Annotated in this window: 17 protein-coding genes; 8 read left to right on the forward strand and 9 right to left on the reverse strand. The window is 73.0% G+C overall.

The annotated features are described in order from the left end of the window. Nucleotides 1-39: 39 nt before the first annotated feature. A complete protein-coding gene (locus JOD48_RS11525; RefSeq protein ID WP_204809139.1) occupies nucleotides 40-1,248 on the reverse strand; it encodes a DUF4192 domain-containing protein in 1,209 nt (402 codons plus the stop codon). Between the two features lie 109 nt (nucleotides 1,249-1,357). On the opposite strand from JOD48_RS11525, the gene JOD48_RS11530 reads away from it, so the two are divergent. Both JOD48_RS11530 and JOD48_RS11535 read left to right on the forward strand, forming a co-directional pair. Continuing rightward, a complete protein-coding gene (locus JOD48_RS11530; protein ID WP_204809141.1) occupies nucleotides 1,358-1,939 on the forward strand; it encodes a hypothetical protein in 582 nt (193 codons plus the stop codon). Nucleotides 1,940-1,953: 14 nt separating this feature from the next. Beyond that, a complete protein-coding gene (locus JOD48_RS11535) occupies nucleotides 1,954-3,078 on the forward strand; it encodes a polyprenyl synthetase family protein (RefSeq protein WP_191792024.1) in 1,125 nt (374 codons plus the stop codon). A 62-nt stretch (nucleotides 3,079-3,140) separates the two neighbouring features. Here JOD48_RS11535 and JOD48_RS11540 read toward each other — a convergent pair whose 3' ends face one another. Further along, nucleotides 3,141-3,560 (reverse strand): Rv2175c family DNA-binding protein, encoded by a 420-nt coding sequence (locus JOD48_RS11540; protein WP_307824112.1) that lies wholly within the window; start codon nucleotides 3,558-3,560, stop codon nucleotides 3,141-3,143. A gap of 136 nt (nucleotides 3,561-3,696) precedes the next feature. Here JOD48_RS11540 and pknB point away from each other — a divergent pair, with 136 nt between their 5' ends. Further along, nucleotides 3,697-5,703, forward strand: coding sequence for a Stk1 family PASTA domain-containing Ser/Thr kinase (gene pknB, locus JOD48_RS11545; protein ID WP_204809143.1), 2,007 nt, complete (start codon nucleotides 3,697-3,699; stop codon nucleotides 5,701-5,703). A gap of 120 nt (nucleotides 5,704-5,823) precedes the next feature. Here pknB and JOD48_RS11550 read toward each other — a convergent pair whose 3' ends face one another. The 3 genes from JOD48_RS11550 to JOD48_RS11560 all read right to left on the reverse strand — a co-directional run bounded on the left by JOD48_RS11550 (nucleotide 5,824) and on the right by JOD48_RS11560 (nucleotide 9,302). Beyond that, on the reverse strand, nucleotides 5,824-7,176 hold the full coding sequence (locus tag JOD48_RS11550) for a class II 3-deoxy-7-phosphoheptulonate synthase (protein ID WP_191792023.1): 1,353 nt from the start codon (nucleotides 7,174-7,176) through the stop codon (nucleotides 5,824-5,826). Nucleotides 7,177-7,183: 7 nt separating this feature from the next. Next, on the reverse strand, nucleotides 7,184-8,422 hold the full coding sequence (locus JOD48_RS11555; RefSeq protein WP_191792022.1) for a pyrophosphate--fructose-6-phosphate 1-phosphotransferase: 1,239 nt from the start codon (nucleotides 8,420-8,422) through the stop codon (nucleotides 7,184-7,186). An 88-nt stretch (nucleotides 8,423-8,510) separates the two neighbouring features. Continuing rightward, the gene (locus JOD48_RS11560; RefSeq protein ID WP_225227407.1) at nucleotides 8,511-9,302 is read right to left on the reverse strand and encodes a lysophospholipid acyltransferase family protein; all 792 of its coding nucleotides are present in this window, start codon (nucleotides 9,300-9,302) and stop codon (nucleotides 8,511-8,513) included. Nucleotides 9,303-9,362: 60 nt separating this feature from the next. Here JOD48_RS11560 and JOD48_RS11565 point away from each other — a divergent pair, with 60 nt between their 5' ends. Continuing rightward, the gene (locus JOD48_RS11565; protein WP_204809145.1) at nucleotides 9,363-9,938 is read left to right on the forward strand and encodes a hypothetical protein; all 576 of its coding nucleotides are present in this window, start codon (nucleotides 9,363-9,365) and stop codon (nucleotides 9,936-9,938) included. Between the two features lie 129 nt (nucleotides 9,939-10,067). On the opposite strand, the gene JOD48_RS11570 is transcribed toward JOD48_RS11565, so the two are convergent. Then, complete coding sequence (locus tag JOD48_RS11570) at nucleotides 10,068-11,015, reverse strand: ROK family glucokinase (RefSeq protein ID WP_138824257.1); 948 nt, start codon at nucleotides 11,013-11,015, stop codon at nucleotides 10,068-10,070. A gap of 261 nt (nucleotides 11,016-11,276) precedes the next feature. On the opposite strand from JOD48_RS11570, the gene JOD48_RS11575 reads away from it, so the two are divergent. Next, nucleotides 11,277-13,088 (forward strand): AMP-dependent synthetase/ligase, encoded by a 1,812-nt coding sequence (locus JOD48_RS11575; protein ID WP_204809147.1) that lies wholly within the window; start codon nucleotides 11,277-11,279, stop codon nucleotides 13,086-13,088. 136 nt (nucleotides 13,089-13,224) lie between these two features. Here the strand turns inward: JOD48_RS11575 and JOD48_RS11580 are convergent, their stop codons facing one another. Continuing rightward, nucleotides 13,225-14,886, reverse strand: coding sequence for an NYN domain-containing protein (locus JOD48_RS11580; RefSeq protein ID WP_204809149.1), 1,662 nt, complete (start codon nucleotides 14,884-14,886; stop codon nucleotides 13,225-13,227). Nucleotides 14,887-15,001: 115 nt separating this feature from the next. On the opposite strand from JOD48_RS11580, the gene JOD48_RS11585 reads away from it, so the two are divergent. Next, the gene (locus JOD48_RS11585; protein WP_191792017.1) at nucleotides 15,002-16,852 is read left to right on the forward strand and encodes a DEDD exonuclease domain-containing protein; all 1,851 of its coding nucleotides are present in this window, start codon (nucleotides 15,002-15,004) and stop codon (nucleotides 16,850-16,852) included. Continuing rightward, nucleotides 16,846-17,127, forward strand: a complete 282-nt coding sequence (locus JOD48_RS11590) for an Lrp/AsnC family transcriptional regulator (RefSeq protein WP_138824253.1) — start codon at nucleotides 16,846-16,848, stop codon at nucleotides 17,125-17,127. The genes JOD48_RS11585 and JOD48_RS11590 overlap by 7 nt, the downstream gene beginning before the upstream one ends. A gap of 119 nt (nucleotides 17,128-17,246) precedes the next feature. Here JOD48_RS11590 and trpD read toward each other — a convergent pair whose 3' ends face one another. Continuing rightward, nucleotides 17,247-18,302: an anthranilate phosphoribosyltransferase gene (gene trpD / locus JOD48_RS11595; RefSeq protein WP_191792093.1), complete on the reverse strand. Its 1,056-nt coding sequence runs from the start codon at nucleotides 18,300-18,302 to the stop codon at nucleotides 17,247-17,249. Nucleotides 18,303-18,388: 86 nt separating this feature from the next. Then, nucleotides 18,389-18,844, reverse strand: coding sequence for a hypothetical protein (locus tag JOD48_RS11600; RefSeq protein WP_225227406.1), 456 nt, complete (start codon nucleotides 18,842-18,844; stop codon nucleotides 18,389-18,391). Nucleotides 18,845-19,181: 337 nt separating this feature from the next. Between JOD48_RS11600 and ctaE the strand changes: the two genes are divergently transcribed. Continuing rightward, the gene (gene ctaE / locus JOD48_RS11605; protein WP_191792016.1) at nucleotides 19,182-19,832 is read left to right on the forward strand and encodes an aa3-type cytochrome oxidase subunit III; all 651 of its coding nucleotides are present in this window, start codon (nucleotides 19,182-19,184) and stop codon (nucleotides 19,830-19,832) included. The last annotated feature ends 68 nt before the right edge of the window (nucleotides 19,833-19,900 follow it).

Here is a 19,900-nt window from a genome sequence, read left to right on the forward strand (position 1 = left end):
ACCACCCCGGCACGTGCGACGGTACCGGAACACCGATCCTCACGTCGCCCGTCGTGCTCGCCGATCCTGCCGGCGCGCCCACCCCGGGGCGAGCCCCGCCTCGAGCGCGCGCTCGACGAGCAGCGCCAACCGGTAGCCGGGGTCTGCGTCCAGGGCCGCCGCGAGCCGGTCGGTCGCGAGCACGCCGTCGCCGTCCCACCATGCGAGGAGCGCCAGGAGAGTCAGTGCGGGTGCTTGCCCACCGCGACGCCCGGCACCGGCGACGGCCTCGAGGACCTCCCGTGCGCAACGGGCCCGCAGGGGGTCGGGCGGCAGTCCTGCGTCAGGGTCGACGACGGCCGCGAGCGCCGCCGCAGTCCCGACCTCGACCTGCTCCCCCGCGACCGAGGTGGCCGTGAGGGAAGCGAGCTCGTCGTTGCCCGCGACGAACGAGAGCAGCACCGCGTCCCGGACGGGGACGCACTCGAGCGCGACCTCGAGACGTCCCAGGATCGTCGCCTGCACGGGAGCGGGGTGCGTCGACCGGCCGCCCGGGGCGCCCTGGGCGCCCTGGGCGAGCGCACGGCAGCGCTCCTCGACGTGCGCGGTCGCCGCACGCCATGCGTCGAGCCCTTCCTGGCGCCAGGCGGCGAGCGCGTCGTGGTCGTGCGTCGCGAGCGCGGCGTCCCGTCGGGCTCGCCAGCGGGCCGCGGCCCGGGACGCCCTGCGACGGGCCACGGCGTCGAGCACCGGGACGGCCGTGGCCTGCGCCCGGCTGGACGCCACCGTGGCCCCGGCGAGGACCATGTGCGCCCCGACCTCGGTGGACTCGATCTCCGCGAGCGGGCGCCCCCCGGGCGGGCAGCACCTCCTGTCCACGCAGTCGGCACCGTGGTAGCCGGTCCCCGTGACGACCCAGACCTCGGGCCGCCCGAGGAACCCCTCGGCGGCGTCGGTCCAGTGCTCGACCGCGGCACGCTCGCGCGCGGCGGGCGCACCGCCTGCGCGCAGGTCGACGTCGGCGTAGACCACGAGGACCGCACGGGTGGCACCGTCCGAGGAGAGGTGCGAGACGAGCGTCCTGGCCACCTGAGGACCGTGCTCGAGGTCCGCCAGGTCGTCGAGGTCCACCCGCGCGACGAGCCCGACCCTGCCGCGGGACGTGCGCAGGCTGACCAGGACGCCGCTGTCCTGCGGGCGGTAGCCGAGACGGAAGGGGATGTAGGCGAGGAGCTCTTGGGGGCCGCGAGCCCGGATCGTCGTTGTCATGCCGCTATCCCAGCGCCGTCGCACACCGTGCGAGCCGCGAGGGCGGCCCTGTGGACGACCGGATGGACTGTGGTCGGGCTCGGTGCCGCGCACTGACTACGGTGTGGGGGTGCGTCGCTCTTCACCTTCCTCCGGGACACCGTCCGTCCGCCTCCGCGCGGCACCGGTCGTCGTCGTCTCGGTCTGCGTCCTGGCCGGCGTGCTCGCGGGCTGCACGGCCCCGGCGGACAGGTCGCGCGAGCCGGGCCCCGGGGCCGGGACGTCGTCGTCGGACCCTGTCCTGCCGGTCGACGGGGCGGGGGCCCCCGAGACGCCCATGCCGACGTTCGACGACTCCTCGGTCGCGGGGTCGCTGGTCGAGGGCTTCCCCGCCGACGTCGTCCCCGTCCCGCCGGACGCCGAGGTCCTGGCCAGCTCCGCGGCGGACGTCGAGGGCCTTGCCCTGCGCCAGGTGACGCTCAACCTGTCCTCCCCCGCAGCCGTCCAGGAGATCCTGGACTTCTACGCGCAGTCGATGACCGCGGCAGGCTTCGCCGCGCTGCCCGGCAGCGTCCCCGGGGGTCTCAGCGGCCAGGTCGCCTTCAACCGGGCCACGGCCGACGGGGCGACCGAGACCCTGTCCGTCGGGGTCCTCGACACGACCGACGCACGCCTGGTCACGATCAGCGGCCAGGTCGTGCCGCCCGCGTGACCTAGGCTGCCCTCATGCCTGCCGACGCCCCCGCGCCCGCGCCCTCCCTGCCCGTCGACCGCGAGAACCTCCGTCCCGACGTCGACGCCGCCCTCCGCGCCTTCCTCGACGACCAGCGGGTCCACCTCGCGTCCCTCAGCGAGGACGCCGCGCCGCTGGCCGAGGCGACCGCGGCCCTCCTCACGGGGGGCAAGCGCCTGCGGGCCGCGTTCTGCTACTGGTCCTGGCGGGCACACGGCGGCCAGGTCGACGACGGCAGGCGGCCTGCCGCCGTCCGCACCGGCGCGGCGCTCGAGCTGTTCCAGGCCGCAGCGCTGTTCCACGACGACGTCATGGACAACTCGGACACCCGCCGCGGCGCCCCGGCGGCCCACCGGGCGTTCGCAGCCCGCCACCGCGAGGCCGGCTGGTCGGGCAGCGACGTCCAGTACGGCTCGTCGAGCGCGATCCTGCTCGGCGACCTGTGTCTCATCGCGAGCCAGGCCGAGATCCGTGCAGGGCTCGTCGGGCTCCCCGAGGACGTCGCGCTGCGCACCCGCGCGCTGTTCGACGACATGCAGACCGAGGTGACGGTCGGCCAGTACCTCGACGTGCTGGCACAGGCCGTCCCGTGGGGCGTCGACCTCGACGCCGACGAGGCGCGGGCCCGGGCCGTGATCCGTTCGAAGTCCGCCCGGTACAGCGTCGAGCACCCCCTCGCGCTCGGTGCGGCGATCGCCGGGGCCCCTGCCGAGGCCCTTGCCACGGTCCCCACGTACGGGCTGCCGCTGGGCGAGGCGTTCCAGCTGCGCGACGACGTGCTGGGGGTCTACGGCGACCCGTCGGTCACGGGCAAGCCCGCGGGCGACGACCTGCGCGAGGGAAAGCGCACCGTCCTCGTCTCACGGGCCCTGCGCACCGCGACCCCGACGCAGCGCGCGCTGCTCCTGGAGTCTCTCGGGGACCCCGACCTCGACCAGGACACGGTCGAGACCCTGCGCGGAGTCCTGGTCGAGACCGGCGCCGTGGACGCGGTCGAGCGCCTCATCGCCGACCTCACGGACGAGGCCTTCGCCGCGCTCGACGCGGCGGGCCTGGCCTCGCCCGGGACCGAGATGGTCGCCGAGCTCGCGCGCGCCGCCGTCCAGCGTTCGGCCTGAGGCGGGCGCTCGTCGTCGGGCGCAGCCCCCGGTGGGGGCCGCCCGTCGACGCGGCGACGACGTCAGAGCAGAGCCTGCGCCACGCGCCGGACCTCTGCCTTGCGACCGGCACGCAGGGCCGCCATGGGCGTGGTCCCCAGCGCCTCGTCGGGCGAGAAGAGCCACTCGAGGATCTCGACGTCCGAGTACCCGAAGTCGGTCAGCAGGGCGATCGTGCCCTGGAGCGACATGAGGACCACCTTGCGGCCCTCGTCGGGGTTCTCGGGCGCGGGCTTGGCGTTGGCAGGGTTGGCCAGGTGCGCCGGGACCACGAACGCCGCAGGGATCTGGAACGAGGAGCGCTCGCCGCGCTTGACGCCGACCACACGCCTGTCCTGGGCGATCTTGCGGGCCTGGGTCATGTCGGTGCCGAGCACCTCGGCGAGGTCGGGAAGGGTCAGCCACTCGGTCACGAGCGGCTCGAGGTCAGTCACGTCAGTCACGGGTCAAGCCTACGGGGCGCGCGGGCTCGCGCCCGCCGGGGCTTCGTCACGCTCCGTCCGCACGACCCGCACACCGCCCGAGCACGGCCTCACCTGTTCCGTGCGCCAGGACGCCTAGACTTCCGACGTGGCAACTATGACCTCTGATCCGTTCGTCGGCCGCCTGGTCGACGGGCGGTACCACGTCGTCTCCAGGATCGCGCGCGGCGGGATGGCGACCGTGTACCTGGCCGTGGACCGACGCCTCGACCGGGAGGTCGCGCTCAAGGTCATGCACCCGCACCTCGCGGAGGGCACCGACGGTGGAGAGTTCGTCGCACGCTTCCGGCGCGAGGCACGCGCCGCCGCGCGACTGGCCCACCCCGGTGTGGTCGCCGTGTACGACCAGGGGATCGACGGCGAGACCAGCTACCTGACCATGGAGTACGTGCCCGGCACGAACCTCCGCCACGTCCTGCAGGACGAGGGATCGCTCAGCGTGGGTCGCACGCTCGACCTGCTCGAGGAGATCCTGGACGCTCTCGCCGCAGCCCACCGCAAGGGGCTGGTCCACCGCGACGTCAAGCCCGAGAACGTGCTCCTCGACGAGTCGGGACGGGTCAAGGTCGCGGACTTCGGCCTCGCCCGCGCCGTCAGCGAGGGCGCGTCGACCGCGACGAGCACCATTCTCGGCACCGTGGCCTACCTCGGCCCCGAGCTCATCACGGCGGGCCGCTGCGACGCACGTACCGACGTGTACTCCGTGGGCGTGCTCGCGTACGAGATGCTCACGGGCCGGCACCCGTTCACGGGCGAGACGCCTCTTCAGATCGCGTTCCAGCACGTCAACTCCGACGTCCCGGCGCCGTCCGACCTCGAGCCGTGGATCCCTGCCGAGGTCGACGTGCTCGTGTGCGCCCTCGCGGCGCGCTCGCCGCAGGACCGACCGGTCGACGCCTCGGCTGCCCTCGCCCTGGTCCGCCAGACCCGGCAGGTGCTCGACCCCGCGGTGCTCGAACGGCGCTCGTCGACCGCGGCGCCGAGCACCGCCTCGGCGGCCGGCGCCAACCCGGCGCCGAGCGCCGGCTCCCCCGACACGGCCGTGCTCGGCGTCGCGACGGCGGCCCTCGTGGGCGCCCGCCCGGTCGTCGTCGACGCGGGCACGCAGCACACCCTCGCACTAGACCGCGACGCGCTCGCCGCGCACGGCGCCGGTCCCGACGACGGCGCGGGCGACGACCCGCTTCCCGGTCCTCGCCGCCGCCGCCGCGGCTGGTGGTGGGGTCTGGCGATCGTCCTGCTCCTCGTGGGCGCCGTCACGGGCGCCTCGTGGTGGTTCCTGAGCGGCCCGGGGGCCTACACGGTCGTGCCCGGCGGACTCGTCGGAGCCCCGCAGGCCGGGGCGCAGCAGACGCTCGTCGCGGTCGACCTCCGCAACGAGGTCACGGAGGCCTACGACGACACGTTCGCCGCGGGGACGGTCATCTCGACCGATCCCGAGGCGGGCAAGAAGGTCCGCAAGGACGGCACGGTGCATCTGCTGGTCTCGCTCGGCGTCAAGATGATCGAGATCCCCTCGGGCCTCGTGGGCAAGCCGCTCGACGAGGCCACCGAGGCGTTGAAGGACGCCGGCTTCGCCGTGGGCGACCCGGTCGACGCGTACAGCGACACGGTCCCGGCAGGGATCGTGACGGGCGTGTCCGAGCCCGAGGGCAGCTCCGTGGCCCACTCGACCGTCCCGGTGCTGACCGTCTCGCAGGGCCCTGCCCCCGTGACGGTCCCGCAGGTCGTGGGTGTCGAGAAGGATGCCGCGCTCGCGACCCTCACCGGCCTCGGCCTCGACCCGAGCTCGACCGACGACTACTCGGAGACCGTCGCCGCAGGCCTGGTCATCAGCCAGACCCCGGAGAACGGCACCGAGGGGCACCGGGGCGACAAGGTCGCGCTCGTGATCTCGCTCGGCCCGCCGCTGGTCGAGATCCCCAGCACGTACGGGCGCAACGTCACCGAGGCCGAGAAGATGCTCAAGGACGCGGGCTTCGCGGTCGAGATCCGGCACCCCCAGGGGATCAGCCCGCTCAACATCGTCTACGCGCAGGACCCGGCGGGAGGCTCGGGAAAGACCGCGCCCAAGGGGTCGACGATCGTCATCAACGTCTTCTGACCGGGCCGAACCGCTCTCCCCCACCACGGCGCAGCCCGACGGCGGCGCACCTGCAGGTGCGCCGCCGTCGGGCTGCGTGGGGTCGAGCTGCGGAGGACCTGCCCGCGGGAGGGCACCGGCTCAGCGGGCCTGGAGCATCTCCGCGACCTGGAACGCCATCTCGAGCGACTGCTGGTGGTTCAGGCGCGGGTCCACGAGGGTCTCGTAGCGCAGGGCGAGGCCCGCGTCGTCGATCTCCTCGCTGCCGCCGAGCACCTCGGTCACGTCGTCACCGGTCAGCTCGACGTGCAGGCCACCGGGCACCGTGCCGAGAGCGCGATGGACCTCGAAGAAGCCGCGCACCTCGTCCAGGACGTCCTCGAGGCGGCGGGTCTTGTAGCCGCTGGCCGACGTGATGGTGTTGCCGTGCATGGGGTCCGTGACCCACGTGACCGGGGCACCGGACTCGCGCACGGCCTCGACGAGCGCGGGCAGCGCGTCGCGGATCTTGCCCGCGCCCATGCGCGTGATGAACGTCAGCCGGCCCGGGACCGCGTCCGGGTTGAGCTTGTCGATCAGGCGCAGCGCGTCGTCGGGGGCCGTGGTCGGACCGAGCTTGACCCCGATCGGGTTGGCCACGCGCGACAGGAAGTCGACGTGCGCGCCGTCGAGCTGGCGCGTCCGCTCCCCGATCCACAGGAAGTGGCCCGAGGTGTCGTAGGCGTCGCCCGAGCGCGAGTCGATGCGCGTGAGCGAGCGCTCGTAGTCGAGGATGAGCGCCTCGTGGCTCACGAAGAACTCCACCGTGCGCAGCGCGTCGAAGTCGACGCCGCACGCCTTCATGAAGCGGATCGCGCGGTCGATCTCCGCGGCCGTGCTCTCGTAGCGCGCGTAGGCGGGGTTGCGCATGAAGCCGCGGTTCCACTCGTGCACCTGGCGCAGGTCGGCGAAGCCGCCGCCGGTGAACGCCCGGACCACGTTGAGCGTGGCCGAGGAGATCCGGTAGGCCTGCATCAGGCGCTCGGGGTCCGGCACGCGGTCCTCGGGGGTGAACGCGTGCCCGTTGACCATGTCGCCCCGGTATGCGGGCAGCGTCACGCCCTCGCGCGTCTCGTCGTTCGAGCTGCGCGGCTTGGCGTACTGCCCCGCGAGCCGGCCCATCTTCACGACGGGCATGCTCGCGCCGTGCGTGAGGATCACGGCCATCTGCAGGATGGTGCGCACCTTGTTGCGGATGCGCAGGGCGTTCGCGTCCGCGAACGTCTCGGCGCAGTCGCCGCCCTGCAGGAGGAAGGCCTCGCCCCGGCCCGCGGCGGCGAGCCGCGAGCGCAGGGTGTCGGCCTCGGTGGGGACCACGAGCGGCGCGGAGGCCGCGAGCCGCGCGGACACGTCCGCGAGGGCCGCGGCGTCGGGCCACGTGGGTTGCTGCTGCGCGACGAGGGAACGGAACGCGTCCAGTCCCTGGCTGATCTCCGCGCCGGTCGTGGTCGCCATCAGCGGATCAGTGCTCCGCGGGTGCAGCCGGCACGAGCGGCTGGCCGATCTCGCCCAGCAGGTCGCCGAACCACGGCTGCGAGACGTCGAACGCCTTGCCGCCGGCGATGCGCGGGAACTCGATCGCGCGCAGGCGGTCGCCGTTCTCCTCGTCGTGGCCGATCACGCCCGACTCGCCCTTGAACGCGCAGTCGACCGCGAGGTCCGTCATCGACTTGATGAGGCGCAGGTCCTCGGCGTTCGCGGCAGCGGCGCGCGAGTAGTAGCCCGACTTCTGGACCATGGTCTTCTCGGCGCCGAGCTTCTCCGCGAACTGCTTGGCGAACCAGGCACCCGGGTTGATGGTGTCGAGCTTGACGTGGCCGAACGGGTCGCGCTCGACCGTCTCGCCCGACGCCTCGAGCTGCGCGACGATCTCGTTCATGCCGGCACCCTCGGACAGGAAGATGTTGACGTTGCCGACCTCGTCCATGACGGTACGCAGGCGCGCGGCCTCGGCCTCGATGTCGAGCGCGAGCTCGGGCACGAAGACCGCGTGGATGTCCCACCGCTCCTTGGTCAGGCCGATGCCCGGGACCCACTCCTGCGTGTCGAGCCACTTGCGGTACTCGGCGGCCGAGGCGGCGGTCAGCCAGCCGCAGTGACGGCCCATGACCTCGTGCACGATCAGCATGCGGGGGCCCGAGCGGTGCTCGCCGATGATGTTGCGCGCGAACCCGGCGGCCTCCTCGGCCGCGGTCCACGCGCCGAGGGACTGACGGATCGGGATCACGTCGTTGTCGATCGTCTTGGGCAGGCCCACGACCGTGAGCTCGTAGTCGTTCTCGTGGAGGTAGGCCGCGAGGTCTGCCGCCGTGGTGTTCGTGTCGTCGCCGCCGATGGTGTGCAGGACGTCGACGCCGTCGGCCTTGAGCTGCTCCGCGGCGACCTGCAGCGGGTCCTGGCCCTCCTGGACGAGGCCGCGCTTGACGCAGTCCTTCGCGTTGGTGAGCTTCACGCGCGAGTTGCCGATCGGCGAGCCGCCGAAGCGGTGCAGGACGCCCGCCTTCTTGCGGGTCTCGGCGTCCACGACGATCTTGGTGCCGGTCAGCAGGCCGTGGTAGCCGTGCTGGTAGGCGATGATCTCGACCTCGGGGGCGAGCTCGGTGTAGCGCTCGATCAGGCCACCCACGGCGGAGGACAGGCACGGGGCGAACCCGCCGGCCGTCAGGAGTGCGACGCGACGGACCTGCCGACGATCAGACATAGCAAAGGAGCCTCTCGTTGAAGGATGCCGCCGTGCCTGCGTCGTTCGACGCCGGGGATCACCCGGGGCAGCGGGACGGCCTGCTCCCTCAGTCTACTGACGGCGCGGGCTCTTCCTGCGGCGGTTCCGGAACCTGGACGTCCGGGACCGGCCTGCCACCAGGGGCTGCGGGCGAGGCCGGGGGTGTGGTAGCGGCGGGCCCGGCGGCGAGGCGCGCCTTGGCCGTCGCGGCGTAGATGTCGACGTACTCCTGGCCCGACAGGCTCATGATCGCGTACATGATCTCGTCGGCGACCGAGCGCAGGATGAAGCGGTCGTTCTCCATGCCCTGGTAGCGGCTGAAGTCGAGCGGCTCGCCGATCACGATCCCGATGCGCATGGGCTTGGGGATGACCTTGCCGATGGGCTGTGCGATGTTGGTGCCGATCATCGCGACGGGGACCACGGGCGCTCCGGACTCGAGCGCGAGCCGCGCCACGCCGGTCTTGCCGCGGTACAGGCGCCCGTCGGGGCTGCGCGTGCCCTCGGGGTAGATGCCGAACAGCTCGCCCTCGCCGAGGACGCGCAGGCCCGTGGTGAGCGCGGCCTCGCTGGCCTTGCCGCCCGCGCGGTCCACCGGGATGGTCCCCACGCCGCGCATGAACCCGGCCGTCAGACGCCCTTTGATCCCCTTGCCCGTGAAGTAGTCGGACTTGCCGAGGAACTGCACCTTGCGGTTCAGCACGAGAGGCAGGATGAACGAGTCGATGACCGCGAGGTGGTTGCTCGCGAGGATCGCGCCGCCCTCGTCGGGGACGTTCTCGATACCGCGCGTCCACGGACGGTAGAGCAGCCGGAGCAGGGGGCCGACCATCACCTGCTTCATGAACCAGTAGAACAACGTTCCTCCTTGGTGGCCCTCGCGAACACGAGGCGCTCTTCCGACTCTAGAGTGAACCCCATGGCCGCACCGAATGCAGGACCGCAGGGTGAGAACGACGGGAAGGACGACGCGACCGACCCGACCGACGGTGGATCGACCGACGGGTCGAGCACTCCCCACGACGACCTTCCCGACGTCGACGCCCGCTGGGCCGACATCGTCGCGGACCTCTCGGACGTGTCCGCAGCGGCGGAGTCCGCGGCCGCGGAGTCCGCCGCCGGCACGGACCGTACGGCGCCCTCCGGTCCGCGCGACCTGCACGAGACCTTCCCCGTCGCCCCCTGGGTCCAGGCTCCGGGGCCTCGGGACTGGCCGACGACGCCCGAGGTCGAGGACCTCGAGGACGCCGAGAGCCACTTCACTCCCCCGGACCCTGAGATCGGGATGGGACGCGACCCGCTCATGACCATGGCCTGGGGCCTCGTCGCGGGCATCCCGGTCCTGCTGCTCGTCGGCATGGTCGTGCTCCGACCTTTCCCGACGATCGTCGCGCAGGTCGCGGGCGGGCTCTTCCTCGCCGGCCTGGCCGTGCTGCTCTGGCGCATGCCGCACCGCCGCGAGGACGACCACGCGGGTCCGGGCGCCGTCGTCTGAGGGTGCGGCGCCGTCGGGCCCGAGGGGCGCGACCGGCGGGACGCCCTGCCCTGCCCGACGACGTCGCTCCCCGCGCGCAGCACGGCCCCGGCCTCACGTGGAGGGCGGGGCCGTGGCCGGGCGGGGCGACTAGCTGCGGGCGAGGTCCGCCGCGCCGACGATGCCGGCCTCGTTGCCCTGCTGGGCGAGGTCGATCTGCGCCTCGGGACGGTGGCCGCGGGCCGAGAGCTGGTCCGCGAAGGCCTTGCGGACCGGCTGGAGCAGCAGGTCGCCCGCCGCACCCACGCCGCCGCCGATCACGATGAGCTCGGGGTCGAGCAGCGCCGTGACCGACGCGGCCCCCTCGCCGATCCAGCGGCCCAGGGTCGCGAGCAGCTCGATCGCGAGCTCGTCGCCCGCCTGCGCGGCCTGCGTGATCTGGGGACCGTTGAGCTTGGACGGGTCGCCGCCCGCGAGCTCGAGGAGGGCACCCGCACGGTCGGGCTGGGCGATGAGCGCGGCCTGGCCGTCGCGCACGAGAGCGCTCCCGGAGGCGTACTGCTCCCAGCAGCCCTCGTGGCCGCAGCCGCAGTAGTGACCGCCGGGCACGACGCGCATGTGGCCGACCTCGGCCGCCACGCCCCAGCGCCCGCGCACGAGCTTGCGGTCGACGATGATCGCGCCGCCGAGCCCCGTGCCGACCGTGAGCATGAGCATGTCGGAGGCGTCGCGGCCCGCGCCGAACGCGAACTCGGCCCAGCCGGCGGCGTTGGCGTCGTTCTCGACGACGATCTTGACGTCGTCGTCGCCGATCAGCGTGCGGACCTTGTCGGCGAGCGGGTACTCGCGCCACGCGATGTTGGGGGCGAAGAGGACCGACGTGCGGTCAGGGCTCACGAAGCCGGCCGCGGCCAGGCCCATGGCCTCGACCTGGAACTCCTTGGACAGCTCCGCGTAGACGTCCGCGACCGCCGCGTCGATGCTCGCGACGTCGTCGGGCTCGGTGTCGCGACGCGTCTGCGCGAGGATCGTGCCGTTCTCGTCGACCACACCCGCGGCGATCTTCGTTCCGCCGATGTCGACTCCGATGGCATGCATGTCAGGTCCTCACTCACGTAGCGGTCTGGAACTCCCGATGAGAACACCAGCCGGTAACGGTTGTGCACCGCCTCGGCATCGGTTCTGCGTACGTCCGTCGGCTCCGAAGTCCGGTCGCTCCCGGTCTTCACCCAGGTACGGCCTGAAATCTTGCGCAACAGCGCACAGCACCATGAAGAGTACCGACTCGGAGGCGGTCAACGACACTTGCGACCTGTGGGTACTGTTCTCACACCGTCGACTTCTGCCACTGGAGCCAGCATGGACGAGTTCAGCGCACCGCGCATCATCGATGTCGATCCTCTCGACAACCTCAACGACCTCTTCGCGACCCGCGTCGCCGCCGGGCCAGACCTCCCCATGATCGAGGTCAAGAGCGGGCCGGGCGCCCCCTGGAAGACCCTCTCGGCGCGGGAGGTCGACACCGACGTCGTCTCCGTGGCCAAGGGCCTCGTCGCGCTGGGCATCGAGCCCGGCGACCACGTCGGCATCATGTCCCGCACGCGCTACGAGTGGACGCTGCTCGACTGGGCGACCTGGGCGGCGGGCGCCGTCCCCGTGCCCCTGTACGAGACCTCGAGCGCCGAGCAGGTCCAGTGGATCCTCTCCGACGCGGCCGTCAAGCTGCTCGTCGTCGAGTCCGCCGCGAACGCCGCGACCGTCGCCGAGGTCCGCGACCAGGCCCCTGGGCTCCGCGACGTGTTCGTCATCGACGACGGCGGGATCGCCGCGCTCAAGGAGGCGGGCAAGGACGTCACCGACGACGAGATCGCCCGCCGCCGGGGCCTCGCGAACCTCGCGGACGTCGCGACCATCATCTACACCTCGGGCACGACCGGCCGCCCCAAGGGCGCCGAGCTCACGCACGAGAACTTCTACTCGCTGACCGTCAACGCGGTCGAGGCCCTGCCCGAGGTCTTCGCCGAGGCCAACGGCCGGACGCTGCTCTTCATGCCGCTCGCGCACGTGTTCGCGCGCTTCATCGGCGTGCTCGTGGTCGCGGGTGGCACGGTGCTCGGCCACACCCCCGACACCAAGACCCTCCTCGAGGACCTCGGCGAGTTCAAGCCGACGTACATCCTCTCGGTGCCCCGCGTGTTCGAGAAGGTCTACAACTCCTCGGAGCAGAAGGCCGCCGCTGGCGGCAAGGTCAAGATCTTCCACTGGGCCGCCGCGACCGCGATCGCCTGGTCGCGCGCGCTCGACGACCCCAAGGGGCCGGGCCTCGGGCTCAAGATCCAGCACAAGGTCGCCGACGCGCTCGTCTACAAGAAGCTGCGCGCAGCCCTCGGCGGACAGACCAAGTGGGCCGTCTCGGGCGGCGCACCGCTCGGCGAGCGACTGGGCCACTTCTACCGCGGCATCGGCGTACGCATCCTCGAGGGCTACGGCCTGACCGAGTCCACGGCCCCGACGTCGGTCAACCGCCCCACGGCGACCAAGATCGGGACCGTCGGCCCCCAGCTCCCCGGCTGCGGCGCGAAGATCGCGGCGGACGGCGAGATCCTCCTCCAGGGCCACCACGTCTTCCGGGGCTACCACAACAACCCGCAGGCCACGGCCGACGCGTTCGTCGACGGCTGGTTCCGCACGGGCGACCTGGGCTCGCTCGACGAGGACGGCTTCCTGCGCATCACGGGGCGCAAGAAGGAGATCATCGTGACCGCGGGCGGCAAGAACGTCGCCCCCGCCGTGCTCGAGGACCGCATCCGCGCGCACGCGCTCGTGAGCCAGTGCGTCGTCGTCGGGGACGGACAGCCGTTCATCGGCGCCCTCGTGACGCTCGACCCCGAGGGCCTGCCCGGCTGGCTCGCGATGCACGGCAAGGAACCCATGAGCGTCGACGCCGCGGCGCTCGACGTCGACGTCCTCGCGGCGCTCGACACCGCGGTGGACCGCGCCAACAAGGCCGTCTCGCGCGCCGAGTCGATCCGCAAGTTCACCATCCTGGCCACGGACTTCACGGTCGAGAACGGCTACCTGACGCCGTCGCTCAAGGTCAAGCGCAACGTCGTGCTCAAGGACTTCTCGGTCGAGGTCGACGCGATCTACTCGGGCGTGCCCGCGCAGTGATCTGACGTGACCTGAGACGCCCGCACGACGGGCACGACGGCCGGTCCCCACCAGGGGGGCCGGCCGTTCTCGCGCCGTCGCGAGACCGCCGATCACGATCGCCCCGCCCACCGACGGTGACGCGCCCGCCGACCCGTCAGAGCCGCGCGAGCCGCCCGACGAGCGCGGGCGAGCCGATCGCCACCGCGCCCATGGCCTGGACGTCGTCGGCGACCTCGCGGTCGCTCGTGACGACGGCCACGGGCCGCCCCTCGGGCTCTGCGGCGACCAGGCGCCGGATCAGGTGGTCGGCGATCTCCCCCGACGAGAACAGGACCCGGACCCCGCGCGTGCTCGCGGGCGGCATGTGGCCCAGCTCCTGGCCGTCGAAGCAGCACGTGACCTCGGCGCCCGTGCGCGAGGCGATGCGGACGAGCCCGTCGACGAGGCGGCGTCTCTGCTGCGCGAGCGTGAGCGTGCCGAAACCCGTCTTGCTGACGTTGTACCCGTCGACGATCAGGTGCATCTGGGGCACGGCGAGCACGTCGTCGAGCAGCGCCGGGTCGTCGCCCGCGCGCCCGCGCGAGCCCGGTCGCGTCGTGCTGCCCGTGCCGTGGCCAGCGGCGTCGACCTCGAGGGGAGCCACGGTGTCGCCGGGCCGCAGCGTGGTCGGGGGGATCCCGAGCTCTCGGCGGAGCCCGACCGCCGCGTCGACGACCGTCTCCAGCAGCAGTCGCGCCCGAGCGTTGGCGAGCTCGGCCCCGGTATGCGTGAGCGTGCGGGCCTCGTCGCGGGCAGCGTGGGCGCGTTCGAGCGCGACCGCGGCCTCGCGCCGCTCGGCGGCGGCCTGGGTGGCGAGCGCCTCGGCGGCCTGCGTCCGCGCGTCGGCCTCGGCGCGGGCGGCGCGCGCCTCGGAGCGGGCACGGTCGGCGTCCGAGCGCAGCCTGCGCTCGGTACGACGCAGGGTCGCGAGCTCCGCACGGGCCTCCTCGAGCGCGGCACGGTCGGCGGCCGCGGCCTGCCTGGCCGCGTCGAGCTCGGCAAGGGCCCTGTCGCGCTCGGTCACGGCCCGCTCGGCCTCCTGGGCCCGGCGCTGCTCCTGCTCGCGCTCCTGGGCGTCCTGGAGCGCCCGGTCGAGGTAGCTCTCCCAGCCGTCGGGACGCAGCAGGAACGCGCCGACGGCGAGATCCAGGGCGCGTCCCGCCCCGCCGCGGGCGGTCTCGGCCGTGGAGACGAGCTCCCCGCCCTGCCCGACGGCGCCTCTCGCCTCGGGGGCGGACGTGCGGTCGGGAGCGGCGCGGGGCGCCGGAGCGGGCACCTCGCCCACGGTCCGCGTCGCGCTCGCCGGCTCCGCGGAGGCGACCAGGGACTCGGTCCCCCGGTCGAGCGAGACGGCGTCCGAGCCGGGGGCCCGCTCGTCGTCGCCCGGCCCGGCCGACGTGTCGGGGCCGGTCGTCGCGGTGGTCGCGGCGCCGTCGGGCACGAGCTCGCGCGCCTCGGACGGGTGCGCGGCGCTCCACGCGGCCGCGACCGCGGACCGGAAGGACGGGCTCGTCTCGAGCGCCTGCCAGAGCGGCACCGCTCCTGATGCCGCGCGCCGGCGCGGCGCGAACGTCCTGACGCGGCGCAGCGCGACCGGGACGGTCGCGGGGTCCCACTCGCCCAGGACGCGCGCGGCCAGCTCGAGGAGCTGGGTGCGAACCTCGGGCGGGACCGGCGGACGTGCGATGCCACCCTCCGGAGACGACCCCGCGGACGCACCCGGGATCTCGACCGAGCGCGGCACAGCGTCCTTGTTGTCCCGACTCGTCCCATCCATGGGACAACACTACGGGCGAACGGGGCGTCGGGTCCTGACGGCGCGGCGCGGGCGTGCACTGCGTCCCGCGCGGCCGCCACCGGCCGTGTCGGTGCCCCCGGGTACGTTCGGGCCCATGTCGTCCCCGACCGCCGCAGCCTCGGCCGCTCCCCCGCAGCTCTCGGTCCGTTCGTTCACCCCCGACGTCGTCCCCGGGAGCATCCCCGTCCAGCTCGGCCTCGACGAGCTGGGCACCCCCCTGCAGGACGTCACGTTCGTGGTCGTGGACCTCGAGACGACGGGCGGCTCGCCCGCCTCGTCGGGCATCACGGAGATCGGCGCGGTCAAGGTCCGTGGCGGGGAGGTGCTCGGCGAGTTCCAGACCCTCGTCAACCCCGGCACCCCCGTCCCGGCGTTCATCGCCCGCCTGACCGGGATCAGCACCGCGATGGTCGCGACCGCGCCCCCGATCCAGGCCGTGCTGCCCTCGTTCCTCGAGTTCTCCCGGGGAGCGGTCCTGGTCGCGCACAACGCACCGTTCGACATCGGCTTCCTCAAGGCTGCCGCGCGCGACGCGGGCTACGACTGGCCGGGCAACCAGGTCCTCGACACCGTCCCCCTCGCCCGTCGGGTCGTGACCCGCGACGAGGCCCCCAACCACAAGCTCTCGACGCTCGCCGCGCTCTTCCACGCGGCCGTGACGCCCGAGCACCGGGCGCTGGCCGACGCGCGCGCCACGGTCGACGTCCTGCACGCCCTGCTCGAACGGCTCGCCCCGTTCGGCATCACGCACCTCGAGGACCTCGCGACCGCGACGGACCCCGTCCCGCCGGACGTGCGGCGCAAGCGCACGCTCGCCGACGGCCTGCCCGACGCCCCCGGGGTCTACCTGTTCCGCGGACCGGGCGAGGAGGTCCTGTACGTGGGCACCTCCACCTCGATCCGCCGCCGGGTCCGCAGCTACTTCACGGCCGCCGAGAAGCGCAGCCGGATGACCGAGATGGTGCGCATCGCGCACGCCGTGACGCCCGTGGTGTGCGCGACCGTGCTCGAGGCCCAGGTGCGCGAGCTGCGGCTCATCGCCGAGCACTCGCCCCGCTACAACCGTCGCTCCAAGTTTCCCGAGCGCATGAGCTGGGTGCGCCTGACGCGCGAGCACCACCCGCGGCTCTCGATCGTCCAGGACGTCAGGCCCGACGCCGCGCACATCGGCCCCTACTCGTCACGGCGCCAGGCCCAGCAGGCGATCGACGCGCTGCACGACGCGCTCCCCCTGCGCCAGTGCACGCCCCGCCTGCCGCTGCTGCCCTCCCCGGGGGCCAGCGCGTGCGCGCTGGCCGAGATGGGGCGGTGCGGTGCGCCCTGCACGACAGCACAGGAGCCGCAGGGCTACCCCGCCGTGGTGGGACGCGCCCGCCGGACGCTGCTCGCGGACCCGAGCGACGTCGTCGACCCCCTGACCGCGCGGATCGCCGCGCTCGCCGCCGACGAACGCTACGAGCAGGCCGCCGAGGTCACCGCGCGCCTCGAGGCGTTCCTGCTCGGGGCGGGACGCGCGCAACGGCTCGGGCCGCTCGCGGAGTGCGCCGAGCTCGTGGCGGCCAAGCCCCTCGACCGGGGCGGGTGGGAGATCGTCGTGGTGCGCCACGCCCGCCTCGCGGCGACCGGGGTCTCAGCCCCGGGGGCCGACCCGTGGCCCACGATCGAGGCCCTCGTCGCGACGGCCGAGGAGGTCGCGCCGCCCGTCGCCCCTGCGCCCGCGTGCCACCCGCACGAGGCCGAGCTCGTGCTCGGCTGGCTCGAGCAGCCCGGCGTCCGGCTCGTGGACGTGACGCACCCGCTCGCCTGGCCCGTCCGCTCGGCGCGCGCCTTCGCGGACCGCGACCGCACCGCGCAGCGCGTCGCCCAGCACGTCGAGGCTAGATTGGACCCCGGTTCGTCGAACGACGAGCCCCGCGCCTCGGACCCGACGGAGGACCCATGCTGACCGCGATCGTGCTGATCGACACCGAACCGAACCTCATCCCCGAGGTGGCCTCGCAGGTCGCCTCGCTCCGCGGTGTCAGCGAGGTCTACTCGGTCACCGGGAAGGCCGACCTCGTGGCCATGGTCCGCGTCAAGGAGCACGACGACCTCGCCGACGTCATCGCCGACCGGGTCAGCAAGATCGAGGGCGTGCTGCGCACCGAGACGTTCATCGCGTTCCGCGCCTACTCCGACGTCGACCTCGAGCAGGCGTTCGCCCTGGGGCTCGACGACTGACCACTGCACGAGGGCGGGGCGTGGACGGTCCCCCGTCCGCGCCCCGCCCTCGTCGTCGCCGCTCGCCACCGACGGGTGCCCGTCGGCGCCCCGTCACCCGGGGCGGCGAGCGTGTGTCGTCATCGCGTCGAGGCGGCGACCCAGCGCTCCAGCACGCCCGCCGCCGCACCCGAGTCGACGCTCGTCGCCGCGTGGGCCATGCCCGCGCGCAGACGCTCGACGAGCGTCCCCTCGGCGGTGCCGGGCAGGCTCGCGTCCGCGACCAGTGCGGCCGCAGCGTTGAGCAGCACCGTCTCCCGCACGGGCCCGGCCTCGCCCGCCAGGACGCGTCGTGCGACCTCGGCGTTGAACCTCGCGTCGGCCCCCCGCAGGTCCTCGACCGTGATCCGCTGCAGGCCCAGCTCGGCCGCAGCGTCGAGCGAGCTGGTCGTGACGGAGCCGTCGCGCACCTCCCACACCGTCGAGGTGCCGGTCGCCGCGAGCTCGTCGAGCCCGTCGTCCCCCCGGAACACCAGGGCCGAGGTGCCGCGCGACGCGAAGACACCGGCCACGAGCGGGGCCATGCGCGCGTCCGCGACCCCGACGGCCGTCGCGGCGGGCTGGGCGGGATTCGTCAGAGGACCCAGGAAGTTGAACGCCGTCGGGATCCCGAGCTCCTTGCGCGCGACCGCCGAGTGCCGGAACGAGGGGTGGAAGACCTGCGCGAAGCAGAACGTGATGCCGACCTCCTCGACCAGCTGCGTGACCCGCTCCGGGGACTGGTCGAGGCGGATGCCCAGGACCTCGAGCACGTCGGCCGAGCCCGACGACGACGACGCGGCCCGGTTGCCGTGCTTGACGACGCGGACGCCCGTCCCCGCGATCACGACCGCGGCCATGGTCGAGACGTTGACCGTGTGCGCACGGTCGCCGCCGGTCCCGACGATGTCCACCGCCGGCCCCTGCACCGTGAACCGGGTCGCGTGGGCGAGCATCGCGTCGGCCAGGCCGCGCAGCTCGCCCACGGTCTCGCCCTTGGAGCGCAGTGCGACGAGGAAGGCCGCGAGGCGCACGGGGCTGACCTCTCCCGAGAGCACCATGTCCATGGCCCACGCCGTCAGCTCCGGGGTCAGCTCCCGACCCGCGATGAGCTCGGACAGGAGACCCGGCCACGACGGCGCCGTCTGCTCAGGCACCAGGGAGGCGCCCTGGGGTGCGAGGACGGACGGGACGGTTGCCGGAGTGCCCGGTGTCGTGGTCACGGGATCTGCCCTTCATGAGGTCATTCGATCAGCGAGACGATCGCTCGCTGCAGCTCGATGGCGTCGAACGGCCGGGGGACGGCCTCGTCGGCGAGCGACCACGATGCTAGCCAACCGTCCTGCGGCCTGCCGGTGAGGACCAGAACCGGCGGGCACCGGAAGATCTCGTTCTTGAGCTGGCGGCACAGGCCCATGCCGCCGGCCTTGTCGGCCTCCCCGTCGAGCACCAGGAGGTCCCAGCCGCCCGCGTCGGCCGCAGCCACGACCGCGGTGGAGGTCGCGACCTCCTTCCAGACGATGTCGGGAGCTCCCGCCCGCACGCGACGCCCGACGGCGAGGCGCACCTGCTCGCGCACCGTCACGTCGTCGCTGTAGAGCAGGATGTGCGGCGCGCGCACGGCCTGGACCGGCCCGACCTCGGAGAGCGCGTCCTGCTCCGTGGTGGTGGTCGTCAGGCCGTTCGTCGTCGACGTCATCGTCGCCTCCTTCTGGTTCGGGTCTCGTCCGGTTCCCGGTCGAGCCTGCTCGTGCCTGCCGGTCGTGCGGTGGTGGACCACCGCGATCGCCGAGCCGGAGGCACAGCACTCCTGGGCATCTTGGCACGTCGGACGCACGGGCGACATCCTCGCGCGCCGCGACGGACAGGGGCGTTCCAGGCCGTGGTCACGACCCCCGAATTCCCGCCGTTTCATGGCACTTCCCCGTGATCCGTCATGAAGTGCAGGGCTTGGTGGGAGAATCTGGAGACTTTGTGAGATTTGCCGCGCGCCACCCCCCGGATCGGTGGTCCAAAGCACGCCCACGTCGGCCATAATGGCTGATGTGTCGACCGCAACGGCTGCCCCCCACGCCCACCAGCACGTGAGCGTCAACCGACCGAACCCTGTCTCGGTCGGGACGATCGTGTGGCTGGCCAGCGAGCTCATGTTCTTCGCTGGACTGTTCGCTATGTACTTCACCGCACGATCGGTGATACCCGCCGAGGAGTGGGCTTCTCAGACCGAGAAGCTCAACATCCCCTTCGCCGTGATCAACACGTCGGTGCTGGTGCTGTCCTCCGTGACGTGCCAGCTGGGTGTCCTCGCGGCGGAGCGTTTCCAGCCCGTCCGCACCGGATCGATCTTCCAGGTCAACCGGTGGGGGATGAACGAGTGGATCACGCTCACGTACCTCATGGGTGCGTTCTTCATCGGCGGTCAGGTCTACGAGTACGCCGAGCTAGTGCACGAGGGACTCACCATCTCGTCGCACCCCTACGGCTCGGTCTTCTTCCTGGCAACGGGCTTCCACGGACTCCACGTCGTGGGTGGTCTGATCGCCTTCCTGTTCCTTCTCGGTCGGTCCTTCGCCGCCAAGAACTTCGGGCACCACGAGGCCACCACCGGCATCGTGACGTCCTACTACTGGCACTTCGTCGACGTCGTGTGGATCGCACTCTTCTTCGTGATCTACATCCTCCGCTGACGCGGTGACGCCCGCGGCACCGATGCCCGGACAACCACATCTGCCCCCTGCACCCCCCACTTGCGAGA

This window comes from Oerskovia paurometabola, assembly GCF_016907365.1.
In the GTDB taxonomy this organism is placed as follows: Bacteria; Actinomycetota; Actinomycetes; order Actinomycetales; family Cellulomonadaceae; genus Oerskovia; species Oerskovia paurometabola.